This window comes from Limnohabitans sp. 2KL-51 (assembly GCF_003063645.1).
Taxonomy (GTDB): domain Bacteria; phylum Pseudomonadota; class Gammaproteobacteria; order Burkholderiales; family Burkholderiaceae_C; genus Limnohabitans_A.
Genome location: NZ_NESJ01000011.1, coordinates 37,170 through 52,788 on the forward strand (window position 1 = coordinate 37,170; position 15,619 = coordinate 52,788).

At 61.0% G+C, this 15,619-nt stretch carries 13 protein-coding genes; 9 read left to right on the forward strand and 4 right to left on the reverse strand.

Annotated elements, in window-relative coordinates; translation table 11 throughout:
* The first annotated feature begins 119 nt into the window (after positions 1-119).
* The gene (locus tag B9Z49_RS12710; protein WP_146188527.1) at positions 120-743 is read left to right on the forward strand and encodes a hypothetical protein; all 624 of its coding nucleotides are present in this window, start codon (positions 120-122) and stop codon (positions 741-743) included.
* A 114-nt stretch (positions 744-857) separates the two neighbouring features.
* Here the strand turns inward: B9Z49_RS12710 and dnaE are convergent, their stop codons facing one another.
* Positions 858-4,385: a DNA polymerase III subunit alpha gene (gene dnaE / locus B9Z49_RS12715; RefSeq protein ID WP_108353826.1), complete on the reverse strand. Its 3,528-nt coding sequence runs from the start codon at positions 4,383-4,385 to the stop codon at positions 858-860.
* Positions 4,386-4,471: 86 nt separating this feature from the next.
* The gene (locus B9Z49_RS12720; RefSeq protein WP_108353827.1) at positions 4,472-5,167 is read right to left on the reverse strand and encodes a DUF599 domain-containing protein; all 696 of its coding nucleotides are present in this window, start codon (positions 5,165-5,167) and stop codon (positions 4,472-4,474) included.
* Between the two features lie 135 nt (positions 5,168-5,302).
* On the opposite strand from B9Z49_RS12720, the gene B9Z49_RS12725 reads away from it, so the two are divergent.
* A complete protein-coding gene (locus B9Z49_RS12725) occupies positions 5,303-6,691 on the forward strand; it encodes a serine protease (protein WP_158273492.1) in 1,389 nt (462 codons plus the stop codon).
* 26 nt (positions 6,692-6,717) lie between these two features.
* On the opposite strand, the gene B9Z49_RS12730 is transcribed toward B9Z49_RS12725, so the two are convergent.
* On the reverse strand, positions 6,718-7,251 hold the full coding sequence (locus tag B9Z49_RS12730; protein ID WP_108353829.1) for a flavodoxin family protein: 534 nt from the start codon (positions 7,249-7,251) through the stop codon (positions 6,718-6,720).
* A gap of 88 nt (positions 7,252-7,339) precedes the next feature.
* The gene (locus B9Z49_RS12735; protein ID WP_108353830.1) at positions 7,340-8,053 is read right to left on the reverse strand and encodes a pirin family protein; all 714 of its coding nucleotides are present in this window, start codon (positions 8,051-8,053) and stop codon (positions 7,340-7,342) included.
* Between the two features lie 130 nt (positions 8,054-8,183).
* Here B9Z49_RS12735 and B9Z49_RS12740 point away from each other — a divergent pair, with 130 nt between their 5' ends.
* The 7 genes from B9Z49_RS12740 (at position 8,184) to B9Z49_RS12770 (ending at position 15,614) form a co-directional block, all read left to right on the forward strand.
* Positions 8,184-9,122 (forward strand): LysR family transcriptional regulator, encoded by a 939-nt coding sequence (locus B9Z49_RS12740; protein ID WP_108353948.1) that lies wholly within the window; start codon positions 8,184-8,186, stop codon positions 9,120-9,122.
* A gap of 77 nt (positions 9,123-9,199) precedes the next feature.
* Complete coding sequence (locus tag B9Z49_RS12745; protein WP_108353831.1) at positions 9,200-10,246, forward strand: NAD(P)/FAD-dependent oxidoreductase; 1,047 nt, start codon at positions 9,200-9,202, stop codon at positions 10,244-10,246.
* Between the two features lie 6 nt (positions 10,247-10,252).
* On the forward strand, positions 10,253-11,143 hold the full coding sequence (gene gluQRS / locus B9Z49_RS12750; protein WP_108353832.1) for a tRNA glutamyl-Q(34) synthetase GluQRS: 891 nt from the start codon (positions 10,253-10,255) through the stop codon (positions 11,141-11,143).
* Between the two features lie 208 nt (positions 11,144-11,351).
* A complete protein-coding gene (locus B9Z49_RS12755) occupies positions 11,352-12,200 on the forward strand; it encodes a DUF3348 family protein (protein ID WP_108353833.1) in 849 nt (282 codons plus the stop codon).
* A complete protein-coding gene (locus B9Z49_RS12760) occupies positions 12,197-14,368 on the forward strand; it encodes a DUF802 domain-containing protein (RefSeq protein WP_108353834.1) in 2,172 nt (723 codons plus the stop codon). The genes B9Z49_RS12755 and B9Z49_RS12760 overlap by 4 nt, the downstream gene beginning before the upstream one ends.
* The gene (locus B9Z49_RS12765; RefSeq protein ID WP_108353835.1) at positions 14,368-15,009 is read left to right on the forward strand and encodes an OmpA family protein; all 642 of its coding nucleotides are present in this window, start codon (positions 14,368-14,370) and stop codon (positions 15,007-15,009) included. The genes B9Z49_RS12760 and B9Z49_RS12765 overlap by 1 nt, the downstream gene beginning before the upstream one ends.
* On the forward strand, positions 15,006-15,614 hold the full coding sequence (locus tag B9Z49_RS12770) for a DUF2894 domain-containing protein (protein ID WP_108353836.1): 609 nt from the start codon (positions 15,006-15,008) through the stop codon (positions 15,612-15,614). The genes B9Z49_RS12765 and B9Z49_RS12770 overlap by 4 nt, the downstream gene beginning before the upstream one ends.
* The last annotated feature ends 5 nt before the right edge of the window (positions 15,615-15,619 follow it).

Genomic DNA, 15,619 nt, shown 5'->3' on the forward strand with positions numbered 1-15,619 from the left:
CTCCACTATGATGGACTGGTGGTGTCAAGCTTGGCCTTCAACTGACGATACACACAACACATGACTTCCATAGCGGGCCTGCTGACAGGCCCGAGCCACCGCGTTCCGAGACAAACGACATGCTGAAAATCATTGGTATTTGCTTAGCCACTGCTGGGCTAGGTCTTTACTCAAATCTTGCCTTGGCCCAAGCGACGCCATCCAAAGGGTGTTTTGTGGCCCATTTCAAGTCCTTGGCATTGAAAACCCACAGTCCGGATATGCGTGCGGTTTTGGCAGAAAAGTGGCTGCAATTGAACGCCCCCAACTGCACCAAGGCCCAACTGTCCGCACTTCAGGCCAACAGCCCCAGTTGGTTGGGCAGCTCTTTGACGCAGGAAATAGCCTCCATATTGGAAGGTGCCATTGAAGCCAACATCGCCGGAAACCCTGAATTGATGGCGCGTCTTTACGAATCCTCGGGCAAAGAAGTTCAAAGCGGCAGCGTGACCCTGACCAACCCTCCCGCCCGAGCCCCCGTGGTTCAGCCCATGGTCAACACAGGTGTGCTTTCTGGCAGCGCGAACTACGGCACCATTTCGGGCAATACCAACCTGAACCAAACCACGAACAACCTGAGCAATGCCAACAGCAACGCCAGTCCTGCTACCAGCAGCAGCGGCGCCAATTCAAGCAACAACGCGACGGGTCAGGGCAACTCAACGGGCACCAACATTCAGGGCCAGCTGTCGGTACCACGTTGAAACCCCAAAGATTCAGGCTTGCATCGCTCGTCGTGTCTAAGCAGCGCCTGCTCTGAAGGGCGCATCGGCACTTTGAACTCGGCCAGCGGCTGAGCCCACACCCATTCAGCCGCTTCAGTCGTACACAATTCGCGCCTGCCCTTGTTCGGCTTGGGCCATCCAGCTGGCCAGTGCCGCATCGGAGGGGAAAAATTTGGCGACTTCGCCCAGCGCCAACTCGGCGCGGGCGGCCAAGTCTTCGCTGCGCCGCTCCAGTGCCAAACGCACGGGCAAGCCGCGCACCAGATCGCCCTGGTCAGTCCGTTCACGTTGCGCGGGGAACTCGCGCACCAGTCGAGCAATGTCGGGCGCACGGCCATTCACGGCCACGCGCAGGTATTTGCCATAGCGGCAACGGGCCGCGCCCAAGTCCATGATCTGCTCAATCTTGAGGCGGAAACCACCCGAAAAACGATCAGCCTGCATCTTGGCCGTGACGATGATCAGCTCATCATCTTTCAGCAAGTGCTTGGCCGAGTTGATCAGGGCTTCATCGGCCGTGGCTTCCATCATGGCCGTTTTGTCGTCGAGCTTGAAAATCGCCACCTTGCCACGCTGACCGTTGATGATGCGCAAATCGCTCACGATACCCGCCAGTACCATGGATTCGCGGCTGTCGATCAGGTCGTCGATCTTGCGGCGTGCAAACTGGCGCACTTCAAGCGCCACCGCGTCAAACAAATGGCCAGACAAAAAGAAGCCCACGGCCGTTTTTTCGAGCAGCAAGCGCTCCTTGATGCCCCATGGCAACACGTCCAATAAATCGGGCTCTTGCGTGCTGGAGCCGTGCGAGTCTTCGCCCAGCATGTCGAACAAGCCTCCCTGGTTGGCGTTGGCTGTGGTGGCATTCGAGAATTCGAACGCCCGGTCAATGCTGGCCGACAAGGCGGCACGGTTCATGTGCAGCGAATCAAAGGCCCCGGCCTTGATCAGCGCATCCACCGTGCGTTTGTTGATGCGGGTGCGGTCCACGCGCACGGCAAAGTCAAACAAGCTGGTGAAGGGGCCGCCCTCGTTGCGGGCCGCCACGATCGCCTCAATCGCCTGTTGACCCGTGCCTTTGATGGCCCCGAGACCGTAGCGAATGATCTTGTCGGTCACGGGTTCAAAACGGTGCGTGCCCCGATTGACGTCAGGCGGATCAAAGCGGATGCCGAACTTCAGGGCGTCTTCGTAAAGCACCTTGAGCTTGTCGGTGTCGTCCATTTCCACCGTCATGTTGGCGCAGAAGAACTCAGCGGTGTAATGCACCTTCAGCCAGCCCGTGTGGTAAGCCAGCAGTGAATAAGCGGCCGCGTGCGACTTGTTAAACCCGTAGCCCGCAAACTTTTCCATCAGGTCAAAGACTTCGTCGGCCTTGTCCTGCGGGATGTTGTGCGTGGCCGAAGCGCCCGCGCGGAACTTCTCGCGATGCTCGGCCATCTCCTCGGCCTTTTTCTTGCCCATGGCGCGGCGAAGCAAGTCGGCACCACCGAGCGAGTAGCCGCCCAGTATCTGCGCCGTCTGCATCACCTGCTCTTGATACACCATGATGCCGTAGGTCTCGCTCAGCATCTCGGCCACGGCCGGATGTGGGTACGCCACCTCTTCGCGCCCGTGCTTGCGGGCCACAAAGCTGGGGATCAGGTCCATCGGGCCCGGTCGGTAGAGCGCATTCAGGGCAATCAAGTCTTCCAGGCGACTGGGACGCGCATCGCGCAACATGCCTTGCATGCCCCGGCTTTCAAACTGGAACACGGCCTCGGTCTTGCCGTCCGAAAACAGTTTGTAGGTCTGCGCGTCGTCGAGCGCGATGTTCTCAAAGGCGAAGTTCTCCTGGCCCTTGTGCCGCTTGACGATGAATTCCCGGGCGATTTCCAAAATCGTCAGCGTGGCCAGGCCCAAGAAGTCGAATTTCACCAGGCCAGCCGCTTCCACGTCGTCCTTGTCGTATTGGCTCACCGCTGATTCGCTGCCCGGCTGCTGGTACAGCGGGCAAAAGTCGGTCAGCTTGCCCGGCGCAATGAGCACACCCCCGGCGTGCATGCCCACATTGCGGGTCATGCCTTCGAGCTTTTGCGCCAGTTCAATCAAAGTCCTGACATCTTCTTCTCGCTCGATGCGCTCGGCCAGGATGGGCTCCATGGCAATGGCGTAGTTGTTCTTGTCGCCTTCTTTGGGCGTTGCTGGTGGGTATTGCAGTGTGACCGACATGCCCGGCTTGTTGGGAATGAGCTTGCTGATGCCGTCGCAAAAGGTGTAGCTCATGTCCAGCACGCGGCCAACGTCTCGGATCGCCGCACGCGCGGCCATGGTGCCAAAGGTCACAATTTGGCTGACGGCGTCGCGGCCGTATTTGTCCTTCACGTAATCGATCACCCGGTCCCGGTTGCCTTGGCAAAAGTCGATGTCGAAGTCGGGCATGGACACTCGCTCGGGGTTCAAAAAACGCTCAAAGAGCAAGTTGTATTGCAGCGGGTCGAGGTCGGTGATCTTGAGCGCATAGGCCACCAAAGAGCCCGCACCCGAACCCCGACCCGGGCCGACTGGGCATCCATTGGCCTTGGCCCACTGGATGAAGTCACCCACGATCAGGAAGTAACCTGGAAAACCCATCTTCAAGATGGTGTTCAGCTCAAACTCCAGACGCTCCACATAGCGCGAGCGCTCTTCATTTCGCTTGGTGAGGGACGGGTACAGGTGAAGCAATCGCGCCTCAAGCCCTTCGAAAGACACATACCGGAAATAGTCTTCGACCGACATGACCACACCCTTCACAGGTGGGATCGGGAAGTCTGGCAATTGCGGTTTGCCCAACACCAAGGTCAGGTTGCAGCGCTTGGCAATCTCGAGCGTGTTGGCAATCGCGCTGGGCACATCGGCAAAAAGGGCGCACATTTGCGTTGTGGACTTGAAATACTGCTCGCGCGTGAAGCGGCGCACCCGGCGCTGGTTGGCCAGGATTTCGCCCTCCGAGATGCACACCCGCGCTTCGTGGGCTTCGTAATCGTCAGGTCCATGAAACTGCACCGGGTGCGTGGCCACCACCGGCAAACCCAAACGTGCGGCCAACGCCACGGCACCCGCCACTTGCGGCTCGTCTTCCGGGCGACCTGCGCGTTGCAGCTCCAGATAAAAACGGTGCGGAAAAATCGAGCCCAACTGCAACGCCACATCGGCCGCCTTGTCGGTATCGCCCTGCACAAGGGCTTGACCCACTGGCCCGGCTTGCGCGCCCGAAAGCAAAATCAAACCCTCCGACAGCTCTTTCAGCCAAGCCAGCTTGACCACGGCCACGCCTTTGAGCACATTCTGGGTCCAGGCGCGGGCCAACAACTCGCACAGGTGCAAGTAACCCCGGTGGTTCTGCACCAAAAGCACCACCCGGCTGATGACGCCAGCGTCGCCGCCCAAGCCCTCAAGGTTGATCTCGGCGCCAATGATGGGTTTGACGCCTTTGTCTCGCCCTTCCTTGTAGAACTTGACCGTGCCAAACAGGTTGTTCAAGTCAGTGATGGCCAGTGCAGGCTGGGCGTCTTTGGCCGCGATCTTGACCACATCGTCGATGCGGCAAGTCGAGTCAACCACAGAGAATTCGGAGTGAAGGCGCAGGTGAACAAACATAGTCGACTATTGTAGAAGCTCACCCTAGGGGACGTAGGTGCAGACGGGTGCGAGGACTGACTTAGTGCATTCTTTGGTATGCGACTTCAGTCCCGCAGAACTTGCAACACCTCCGAGCGAAACTCGCGTCCGTACAAAATCAGCACCACCAGCGCCGTGGCCAAGACCAGTGCCAGAGGCGAGAAAAACCAGGCCATGGCAGCAAAAGAAAAGTAGTAGGCCCGCAAACCATCGTTGAAGGTCTCGGCCGCTGCGCTGACCAGATTGCCCGCCCGCTGCGCATAGTGTTGGCGATCTGACTCACCGCTGGCAAAAGATTCTGGCGGCGGCATGCCACCAATGACCAGGGCCACAAAGGTGTATTGCCGCATCGACCATGAAAAGCGAAAGAAGGCATACACAAAAATGCCCACCAGCACCAAAATTTTGAGCTCAAACACCAGCAAGGGCGTGGGCTGCGCAAAAGGAATTTCACCCACCAACTCGGCGGCTTTGTTGGTGGTTCCCAAGAGCGCAAACAAGCCACCGATGATGATGATGCTGGTCGATGAAAAAAACGCTGGCGTTTGAGAGAGGTTCTGCGTGATCAAGCCATCGAGCATGCGCGGATCGCGCGCCGTGGTTTGAATCATCCACTTCTGACGGTACTTGTTGGTGGTGGCGATCAGGCTTTGATCTCGCTTGCCGCGAATGCGAGCAAACCAAGCATAGCCCACCCATAAAGTAAAAAAAGAAAACAGTGCCAGCCAATCGGCCCAGGGCAACATGGTGATGATTTTCATTCTCCTGATCGTAACAAGGTACAGCGGCGAGCAACATGTCCAACCAAGGCCATGTCGAGCAATTTGCCCGACTCATTTGAATTCAAAAGAGTTCATTTAAACTTAAGATCAAGCAGCTTCAAAAAAATACAAACCATGAAATTCATCGTCTCATTGGCTTTTGTAGCCCTTCTCAATGCTTGCGGCGGCAGCTCGGGCTCCCCTGATCAAACCGGTGGTCAAACCACGGGCAAGCCCATCACCCTGACCGACCAAACCGGTGTGGCCCGCTACCACGGCCAGTCTGACTGCACCGCCTTTGTGTTAGACCTGCGCAACGACGCCGCACCGGCCTATGCACTGACCAACGGGCACTGCGCGCAAAACTTTTCGGACCCCGACACGCCTTATGCGGTGTTGCGCCACCGCGCCACCACCACCGACCGACTGGTGTTTTTCTACACCGCCAGCACACAAGCGGCCCAGAAAACCGTTCAAGTCTCGGAAATCACCTACAGCAGCATGAACCAGACCGACCTGGCGGTGTTGAGGCTCAACGCCACCGTGGGCCAACTGCGGGCACAGGGCATTGAACCCATTCAGATTCACAACAGCCCGCTGGTCAGTGGCAGCCCGATTCAGGTGATCGGCGCGCCCAGCAGCGAATTTTTGCAACAAGTGGCCTGCCAACAAGGCCCACGCGTGGACGTGACCGAGTTTGTCTGGGTCTGGTCACAACTCCAATCGAACGACTGCGCCGAAATTTACCCGGGCATGTCAGGCTCACCCGTTTTTGACACCGTCAGCCGCAAAGCCGTGGGCGTGATCAACACCACCACCGTGGGCATGTCCGAGACCCGCAACTGTTACCTCGGCTCACCCTGCGAGATCAGCGCACAAGGCACCCGGCCCCGGTCACAAACCAGTTACGCCGTGCCGATTGACGGCTTAGCCGCCTGCTTTGTGCAAGGCCAATGGGCACCGCAAGCCGGGGTGTGTCCCCTGCCCTTGGCATCAGGTCCGGCGTTGTTGCCACAAGGCCTGTTCAGCCCCATGCATCACCCCAGCAGCAGCAGACGCTGGCAATTGGAGGGCTCCAGCAGCGCCGCCACCGAGGTGAAATTCATCACGGCGGGCCAGGACCGTTGCAACACCGACACGGGCTACCAGACTTACCAGTCCGACCGTTTGCCGTTGTTGCCCACACAAGAAGGCGTGCACCTGGCCTGCGTGCGTGAAGGCCATCGCCTGACGGTACACCCCATCGAGGTGGACAACAGCGCTCCCACCACCGCGCCCATGGTGGAGGTGGCACCACTGGATGGTGCTGCCCGCCGGGTGAGCTTGTTGTTCAAGCCCCCCGAAGCCTCGGGCTATGAGACCGCGACCTCGACCACCGAAGCCCGGTGCAGGGCCTTGCCCGACTCGGCATTCACGCCCTATTTTCGGGTGCCCTTGGTGCTGGACGCGCCTGTTCACCTGTGCGTCAAAGTCAGTGACCGGGCAGGCAATACAGGCCCTGTCTGGGCACAGACCATCCCTTGAAGGGTGGGAAAGCAGCGCCAGTTTGTTCAGCCGCGCAGCTTGGCCGCCAGCGCAGCGATGCGCTGGCCGTAGGCTTTGGCGGTGTCCAAGTCGCCTTGGGGAATATCTTCTGCGGGGCTGGTCGGGCCGACTTGCGCCATCAGGCCCGAGTTAGAGCCAATTCGGTTGATGGTGCCGTCGTTCATGGCGGGCTGACCCACCCACACCATACCTTGCTGCATGGCCAGGGTGATGAAGTACTGAATGGTGGACAGCTTGTCGCCGCTCGGGCTGGCCGAGATGGTGAAGCCGCCTGCGAGTTTGTCTCTCCAGGCGCTGGTGAACCAACGCTTGGAGGATGCATCCGCAAACTTCTTGAATTGCCAAGAGGCCATGCCCATATAGGTGGGCGAGCCGAAGATGATTGCGTCGGCCGCATCCAATGCGGTCCAGTCAGCGTCGGTGATGTTGCCGTCGGCATCAATCGCGATCACTTGCGCGTTGGCGCCTTGGGCCACAAATTGGGCCACGCGCTGGGTATGGCCGTAGCCGGAATGGTAGACAACAACTGTTTTAGCCATGAGAAAAACTTCTTGGAGGTTGAGAAAAGTGGGAAGAAAAAATAAGAGCGGTGATGGATCCCCGCACAGGCGTAAATGGTGCGAAGGATCAGGCCGACAAGTCGAACACCAGCACTTCGGCGTCTTGGCCTTGGCTCAAAGCCAGGGACGATTCGGCTTGCAGCATCGCCGCGTCGCCCGCAATCAGTGCTTGGCCGTTGACCTGCAGCGCACCACGCACCAAAAAAACATAGGCTTTGCGGGAAGGGTTCAGAGGCAAAACGGCATTTTCAGGGCCATTGAACAGGCCTGAGTACATGCGGGCATCAGCGTGAATTTCAACTGTATGCGCGGCAGCTTGGGCGTCCGATGCAGGCGCAGCCACCAAAGCCAGTTGCCCACGCTTGGCGCTCTCGGGCACCGACTTTTGCTCGTAACCGGGTTCGATGCCCGTCACATTGGGCTCGATCCAGATTTGCAAAAAATGGGTCTGCTCGCCTTGGGCGTGGTTGAACTCACTGTGTTGCACGCCGCTGCCTGCACTCATGCGCTGCACATCACCGGGCGGAATACCCTTGACATTGCCCATGCTGTCCTTATGGGCCAAATTGCCGGACAGCACATAACTGATGATTTCCATATCGCGGTGGCCGTGCGTGCCAAAACCGGTGCCGGGGGCAATGCGGTCTTCGTTAATGACGCGCAGATTGCCAAACCCCATGTGCGCCGGGTCAAAGTAGTTGGCAAAAGAAAAGCTGTGAAACGACTTCAGCCAGCCGTGGTCGGCGTAGCCGCGTTCGGCAGATTTGCGGATGTTCAGCATGAGCGTGTCCTTTTAGAGTCTTTGGAGGTCGTGACTGGATAGATTTTGAACTTTAGCCCGGCGGGCGTGCTTTAAAGTTGCCTTCATTTGCTGGCATCATTCAAACCAATTGAATGATCAAGCAACCACCATGCAAACACCCCGCGATTGGCTGACTCCCGAAGCCCTGCTCATGCTGCAGACCATCGATCAAAAAGGCAGCTTTGCCGCAGCCGCCCGCGCCCTGAATCTGGTGCCCAGCGCCCTGACCTACCGGGTGCGCCAACTCGAAGACGCACTCGATGTGCTGCTGTTTGACCGCAGTGCCCGCCAAGCGGTGCCCACCGCCGCAGGCCGCGAGTTGTTGCGCGAAGCCACCCGCTTGCTTGACGACATGGACGCCGTGGCCAACCGCGTGCGCCGCGTGGCTACCGGCTGGGAGGCGGTGTTCACCGTGGCGGTGGACAGCATCGTCTCGCGCAGCGTGATCATGGACTTGTGTGCCAGCTTTTTGGCGCTGGGAGCGCCCACCCTGATGCGGTTGCGATATGAAACCTTGTCGGGCACGCTGGCCGCACTCACTTCAGGCCAGGCCGATCTGGCGCTGGGTGTGGTGCTGGAGCCAGGCCTGAAAACCGATATCCGGCATGCGTTGCTGGGCGAGATTGCTTTTGTGTATGCCGTGGCCCCGCACCACCCGCTGGCCCACACTGCCGAGCCGCTGACTGACGCCAACTTGCAACAGCACCGCGCCGTGGCCGTAGCCGATTCGGTTAACCGGGGCGTGGGCCTGACCATAGGGCTGCAAGGGGGGCAAGACGTGTTCACCGTGCCCGACATGCCCAGCAAACTCGAAGCCCAATTGCGCGGCTTGGGTGGCGGTTTTTTGCCCGAATCGCTGGCCAGGCCTTACATCGACAAAGGCCTGCTGGTGGCCAAGCAGGTTCACAACCCGCGCAGCAACAACTGCCACCTCGCCTGGCGCGACACGCCTCAAACGCCCGCCGGACAGTCCTTGCGCTGGTGGTTGAGCCAATTGGAGCGGCCCGCCACCCGCCAAGCGCTGCTGCGGCCCGTGCACAGTGTGTGAAAACGACCAGCCCCACCGACATCGGGAATAACCCACCCGGGTGGTTTCAAGGCCCTTTTCTCAGCTAAAGTGACCCCATGAACACACCACACATCGCCATCATCGGTGTCGGCATGGCCGGCGTCACCTGCGCCCGCACTTTGCGTCAAGCCGGCCACAACGTCACTTTATTCGAAAAAAGCCGCGGCTTTGGGGGCCGCATGTCCACCCGCGCCAGCGCCTTTGGTGGCTTTGACCACGGGGCCCAATACTTCACCGTGCGCGACCCGCGCTTTGAGCTGGCCATTGCCACCGCCCCTGGTGTATGCAAACCCTGGAGCGCCAACGCCGTGCGCGTGCTCGACCCCAATGGCCGCGTGATCGAAGCCGGCCTGCCCGGCGGCGAGCGCCACTGGGTGGCCACCCCAGGCATGAACGGCTTGGTCAAAGCCTGGGCTGCGCCTTTGGTCGAAGACGGCAATGTGCAGTTAGAAACCCGCGTCACGCAAATCTCGCCCGACCCCCTGAAGAAAAACGGCTGGCAACTGCACACTGAAAGCGAAGATGGGGGTCAGCACATCTACGCTGGTTTTGACCAAGTGATCTTGGCCATCCCGCCCGCACAGGCGCAGGCTTTGCTTCAAGCTTCGGGCCAAAGCGCCTTCGCCGAGCCCCTGAAAAATGTGCGTGTAGAACCCTGCTGGACGCTGATGCTGGCTTATCCGCAAGCCGTGCAACCGGGTGTGATCACCATCGGCCCGCAATGGAACGCGGCACGCAGCACGCACCACCGCATCGCCTGGATGGCGCGCGAATCGTCCAAGCCCGGGCGTGAACGCATCGAACGCTGGACCGTGCAGGCCAGCGCGCCCTGGTCGGCCGAGCACGTGAACGACAGCCCCGATCGCATCAAAGGCAAACTCATCAAGGCCTTTGCCGAGATCACCGGAATTCGCGTCACCCCTGACCTGGCCGAGGTGCACCGCTGGCTGTATGCCAAAACTGCTCAGCCTTTGGGCCAAAGCTTCTTGTGGTCCAAAGCGCAAGGCATCGGCCTGTGCGGTGACTGGTGCCTGGGGCATCGGGTCGAAGACGCCTTCGTCTCGGGCTTGGATCTGGCTTTGGCGGTGCTCAAGAAACGTTGACCTCCCATGGGAAGCCCCTACGCAGGCCGGTTCGCGCCCTCGCCAACCGGCCTTTTGCATGCCGGCTCGCTGGTGGCTGCGCTGGCCAGCTGGTTGGACGCCCGTGCCCACGGCGGCCAATGGCTGGTGCGCATCGAAGACGTGGACACAGCCCGCTGCGTGCCCGGGGCCGACCAGATCATCTTGCAACAACTGGCCGCCTGTGACTTGACATCCGATGGTCCCGTGCTTTGGCAAAGCCAGCGCGGCGAGCACTACGCTGCGGCCCTGCAAAGCCTGGTGAACCAAGGCTGGGCCTACCCCTGCGGCTGCTCGCGCAAAGAGATTGAATCGGCCCAAGCCGTGGCCCGGCACAGCGCCGCCGTGTACCCCGGCACCTGCCGAGAAGGCCTGAATGGCAAACCCGCCCGCGCCTGGCGGCTGAATGTGCTGGCCGTGCAAGCGGCGCTCGGCCTGCCCGCCATCACGCACTGGCGCGACCGCCGCTTGGGAGCACAGCAACAAAACGTGGGCCAAGATGTGGGCGACTTTGTGCTGCGCCGCGCCGACGGCCTGTGGGCCTACCAGCTGGCGGTGGTGGTGGACGACGCCGCGCAATGCATCACCCATGTTGTGCGCGGCCAAGACCTGGCCGACAACACCGCACGGCAAATCGTACTTCAACACGCTTTGGGGCTGCCCACACCCCAGTACCTGCACACCCCCCTGGTGCTGGGCACGGATGGCGAAAAACTCAGCAAACAAAACGGGGCACTGGCGCTGGACCTGTCTGACCCCTTGGCGGCACTGGGCCAGGCGGCCCAACTGCTGGGTTTACCTGCTCAGCCAGGGCTGCACAACTTTCTCACGCAGGCGCAGGGCTCATGGGCCCGCCTGTTCATCTCCCGCACCCACTGAACCCTTGGAGAGCAGTGACATCGGTGCATACCTCTGAAAAAGTGTGGCAACTGACTTCTTTGGAATTCAAAACCGAAGAATTCGCCAGAATCTCAACAGGTAAAATCCAACCTCTGCCAAATGCGGCAGTTCATGACGTGAGCGCTCGTCGCCCGTTGCCAAAAGAGCCTTCGGCTCTGCTTGTCCGATTCAACACCCTCTCACACCCATGACGCGAGCCCTGCCGCGTGCCAGCCTTTACAGCGCCAGCTTGGTGCGTTTTCTGACCGAGAACGCCCTGCTTGCTCCTGCACGTCAGGCAGAAGATGTGGGCCGAAAACTGGGCGATTGGCTTGATTTTCGACAAGCCATTGCGCTGCACGGCGTGCTGCCCCCCGAGACCGCCAGTGCTACACCACCCACCTGCCTGCCTGCCCCTGTGCAACGCATGGTCCTGATCGCCCCCGAGGCACTGGCCAAGCATGTGGACAAAGTGCGCGCTCAATTGATCGAATCCATCACCCAAGGCGCCCCAGCGGGCACAGGCCTGGCGCGCATCGACATGCCCGCTCCGGTTTTGGACGAGCCGGTGGAGATCAAGACTGTGTTTGAGCCCTACCGCCGCTTTGTGGCAGCACACCAGCGGCAAATGGAAAGCACGCTGCGCAGCTTGCGAGCCCTGTTGCGCCTGCAGCTGAGCCAACGCGGCGGCGCAGGGCAGCAACTGGCCGCACTCGACACCGCTTATGAAAACATCCTCGTCGATCGCGAAGCGGCGCTGCTGGCCAAAACAACCAAGTTGCTGGAAAAGCGCTTTGTACAAGCCCTCAAGGCGCACATGCAGCTTCAGGCCCAAGCCCAGCCAGCAGCCCTGGCCACCGAAACCACCGATGCCACTGACGATATTGACGTCATTAACTCGAATCAAAACGACACCCCCAAGGACTACCTGAGCCGCTGGCTGATGCCACTTCGTCAAACCCTTCGTCAGGCTTTGCTTGCCGAACTCGACACCCGACTACAACCGAGCCTCGGACTGCTCGAAGCCCTCACCGCTCACGCCCCACACACACCATGAAACGTTTTTCTTTTTTGATCGCCTTTAGTCTGGGCGCATTGGCCCTGATTTGGGTCGCGGCTGCCGTGGCCAACAGCCACTTTTTGGTGCTGGTCATGACCTTTTTGATTGGCGCTGTTTATAGTTTTGGTGCTTGGGAGCTGCGCCAATACCGCGCCACCACGAACGCGCTGAACCAGGGCCTGGGCCAAGTCCCCGCCGACCTGGTCCAGCTGAGCGACTGGCTCATCACCTTACCTGCGGCCTTGCAAAACCCGGTGCGCCATCGGGTGCAAGGCGAGCGCGTGGCCCTGCCCGGCCCGGTGTTCACCCCTTACCTGGTGGGCCTGCTGGTCATGCTGGGTATGTTGGGCACTTTTTTGGGCATGGTAGTCACCCTCAACGGCGCGGTGTTCGCGCTCGAAGGTTCTAACTCCATTGCGGGCGTGCGGGCCGCGTTTTCCGAACCCATCAAAGGCCTGGGCCTGGCCTTTGGCACCTCGGTCGCGGGCGTAGCCACCTCGGCCATGCTGGGCCTGATGAGCAGTCTGGCCCGCCGTGAACGGGCCCTGTCTTCGCAGCAACTCGACACCCTGGCCCACACCCAGCTGCAGCGTTTTTCGCTCGCGCACCAGCGCCAGCAAAGTTACCTGGCGCTGGCGCAGCAAGCCCAGGCCCTGCCGCAAGTGCTGCAGCAACTGCAGGCCCTGATGGCGCAGATGGCCAGCAGCACCGCGCAAACCCACACCCAACTGCTGGCCAGCCAGCACAGCTTTCAGCACATGGTGCAGCAAGAGGTGCACAGCGCCTACACGGGTCTGGCGCAATCGGTGGACCAGTCGCTGCGCACCAGCCTCGGCCAAAGCCTGCAACTGGCCAGCGAAGGCATACGCCCCGTGGTGCAAGCCACCATGGCGCAGCTGGCCGAACAGGCCCAATCCCTGAACGAACGCTTGGCGCACAACACCCAGCAGCAACTGGCCGAGGTGCACACGCAGCTCACGGCCACCGCCGCCACGCTGGCGCACACCAGCGCCCAAACACTGAGCCTGCACGAGCAAAGCAACGCCCGCATGAGCGAGCGCGTGGGCCAGACGCTCGCGGCCTTTGGCCAGAACTTCGAGCGCAGCGCCCAGGCCTTGGTCGCACAAGTGGGCCAGACCCAAACCGAACAACACGCCCTGCAAAGCACTGCCGACCAGCAGCGCCTGGCCAGCTGGCAAGCCGCGCTGCACGGCATGGCCGATGGGCTGCAGCAGCAGTGGCAAACCTCGGGCACGCAGACCCTGGCCCAACAACAAGCCATTTGCGACACCCTGGCTCGCACCGCACTAGATATCAGCGCCCACAGCCAAACCCAGGCCACCCAAACCCTGGCCGAGATCACCCGCTTGCTGGCCAGCAGCGAAGCGCTGGTGCAAACGCGCATCGCCGCCGAGGCGCAGTGGACCGCTCAGCACAGCCAGCGCGCCGAAGAACTCTCGTCCCTGCTGCGCGAGGAACTGTCGGCCCTGCGCCACGCCGAAGACGCGCGCGGCCAAGCCGCCGTGGCCCGCCTGGCCGAGCTGCAAAGCACCGTCACGGCCCACCTGAGCACCCTGGGCACCGCCTTGGAGGCGCCCATCACCCGCCTCATCGAAACCGCCTCCGAAGCGCCCAAAGCCGCGGCCGAAGTCATTGGCCGGTTGCGCCAGGAAATCTCGGTCAGCGTGGCGCGTGACAACGCCTTGCTCGAAGAGCGCACCCGCATTCTGGGCACGCTCAGCACCTTGCTCGACGCGATCAACCACGCGTCCACCGAGCAGCGCGGTGTGATCGACGCTCTGTTGGTGAGCAGCCAGGCCTCGCTGGCGCAGACCAGCGAGCAGTTCCAGCAACACGTCGCGCAGGAGACCGACAAATTGGGCGGCATCGCCGCGCAAGTCACCGCCAGCGCGGTGGACGTGGCCAGCCTGGGCGAGAGCCTGGGCTTTGCCGTGCACGCCTTCAGCCAGACCAACGAACAACTCATGGCCCAGTTGCAGCGCATCGAACAGGCTTTGGACAAATCGATGACACGCAGCGACGAGCAACTGGCCTATTACGTGGCACAAGCCCGCGAGATCATTGACCTGAGCATCGGCAGCCAAAAGGACGTGCTCGACGCCCTGCAGCGCCGCACCGATCTGGTCAGTGAGGGGGCCATCTGATGCCCGAGCAAGACGCCGACATCGAATCCACCTCGCCCACCTGGATCTCGTTTGCCGACCTGATGACCGGCCTGCTGGGCGCCTTTGTGCTGCTGCTGGTCGGCGTCATGGCCGCCCAACTGGACATGGCCTCGCAGCTTGAGGTGGAGGTGCAAAAGCGCCAGATCGAAGAACAAAAACGCCTCTCGCTTGAGAACGCCTTGGCCATTCCTCTGGCCAGTGGCCGCATCACCTTGAACAACGGCCGCATCGGCATCAGCGGCAAACTGCTGTTCAAGCTCAACTCGGACCAGCTCGAGCCTGAAGGCCGCCAACTGCTCAAAAGCCTGGTGCTGCCGCTGCGCAGCTACCTGCAAACGCGTGACGAAATGCTGATGGTCAGCGGCTTCACCGACGACCGGGCGATCACCAGCCGCAACCGCGAATTCGCGGACAACTGGGAACTTTCAGCCCAGCGCGCCCTCACCGTCACGCGCACCCTGATCGAAGAAGGCATCCCTGCGTCATTGCTGTTCGCCGCCGCCTTTGGCCAGGAACAAGCCCTGGTGCCAAACACCAACGAACAAGCCCGCGCACAAAACCGCCGCGTGGAAATGGCCCCGGTGCCCAAGGCCAACAACACGGCCCGAACAGCGCCATGACCGAAGCCTCACCCAGCCCTTCGGATGCGCAGGCTCTTTTACAACCGGCACAGGCCGCCGAAGCTGCCCAGCTGGACCCCGTGGGCTGGCACCACATCCAGGTACTGACAGAACGCACCCGCACCCAAACAGGCCTGGCGCAAGTGCTGCTGCAGGCCAAGCTGAACTCGGCTCTTGCGCAGTTGCAGGCGCGGCTGGCAGCGCAAAAAAAGCAGCACATCCCGCACATCCAACCCACCCGCGACGCGCCATCGCCCTTGTCGGCATTGCTGCGAGACATGTCAGCGCCCTCGGCCGAACGCCCCTTGAGCCCCGGCGGCCATGGGCGCATGGACAAGCCGCACATCGTGCAGTTTCGCCAGCAGCTGGGCAAGATGAGCGTGCAAAAAAAAGTCACCCAAGCCATCGCCCAAGCCCCGCAAAACGCCGGGCCCATCAACTCCCACATGCTGGTGCTGCGCTCGCTGGGCCTGATGCGCGACCTCTCGCCCGACTACCTTAACCGCTTCATGGGTTATGTGGACACGCTCTTGTTTTTGGACATGCCACAAACGGTCAAAGCCACACCCAAAAAGGCCGTGCCCGCGAGCAAGTCAGAGCGGTGATGCGG

Coding starts and splice junctions, on each gene's coding strand:
- B9Z49_RS12710 (WP_146188527.1), top strand. CDS start 120: ATGCTGAAAATCATTGGTATTTGCTTAGCCACTGCTGGGCTAGGTCTT.
- dnaE (WP_108353826.1), bottom strand. CDS start 4,385: ATGTTTGTTCACCTGCGCCTTCACTCCGAATTCTCTGTGGTTGACTCG.
- B9Z49_RS12720 (WP_108353827.1), bottom strand. CDS start 5,167: ATGAAAATCATCACCATGTTGCCCTGGGCCGATTGGCTGGCACTGTTT.
- B9Z49_RS12725 (WP_158273492.1), top strand. CDS start 5,303: ATGAAATTCATCGTCTCATTGGCTTTTGTAGCCCTTCTCAATGCTTGC.
- B9Z49_RS12730 (WP_108353829.1), bottom strand. CDS start 7,251: ATGGCTAAAACAGTTGTTGTCTACCATTCCGGCTACGGCCATACCCAG.
- B9Z49_RS12735 (WP_108353830.1), bottom strand. CDS start 8,053: ATGCTGAACATCCGCAAATCTGCCGAACGCGGCTACGCCGACCACGGC.
- B9Z49_RS12740 (WP_108353948.1), top strand. CDS start 8,184: ATGCAAACACCCCGCGATTGGCTGACTCCCGAAGCCCTGCTCATGCTG.
- B9Z49_RS12745 (WP_108353831.1), top strand. CDS start 9,200: ATGAACACACCACACATCGCCATCATCGGTGTCGGCATGGCCGGCGTC.
- gluQRS (WP_108353832.1), top strand. CDS start 10,253: ATGGGAAGCCCCTACGCAGGCCGGTTCGCGCCCTCGCCAACCGGCCTT.
- B9Z49_RS12755 (WP_108353833.1), top strand. CDS start 11,352: ATGACGCGAGCCCTGCCGCGTGCCAGCCTTTACAGCGCCAGCTTGGTG.
- B9Z49_RS12760 (WP_108353834.1), top strand. CDS start 12,197: ATGAAACGTTTTTCTTTTTTGATCGCCTTTAGTCTGGGCGCATTGGCC.
- B9Z49_RS12765 (WP_108353835.1), top strand. CDS start 14,368: ATGCCCGAGCAAGACGCCGACATCGAATCCACCTCGCCCACCTGGATC.
- B9Z49_RS12770 (WP_108353836.1), top strand. CDS start 15,006: ATGACCGAAGCCTCACCCAGCCCTTCGGATGCGCAGGCTCTTTTACAA.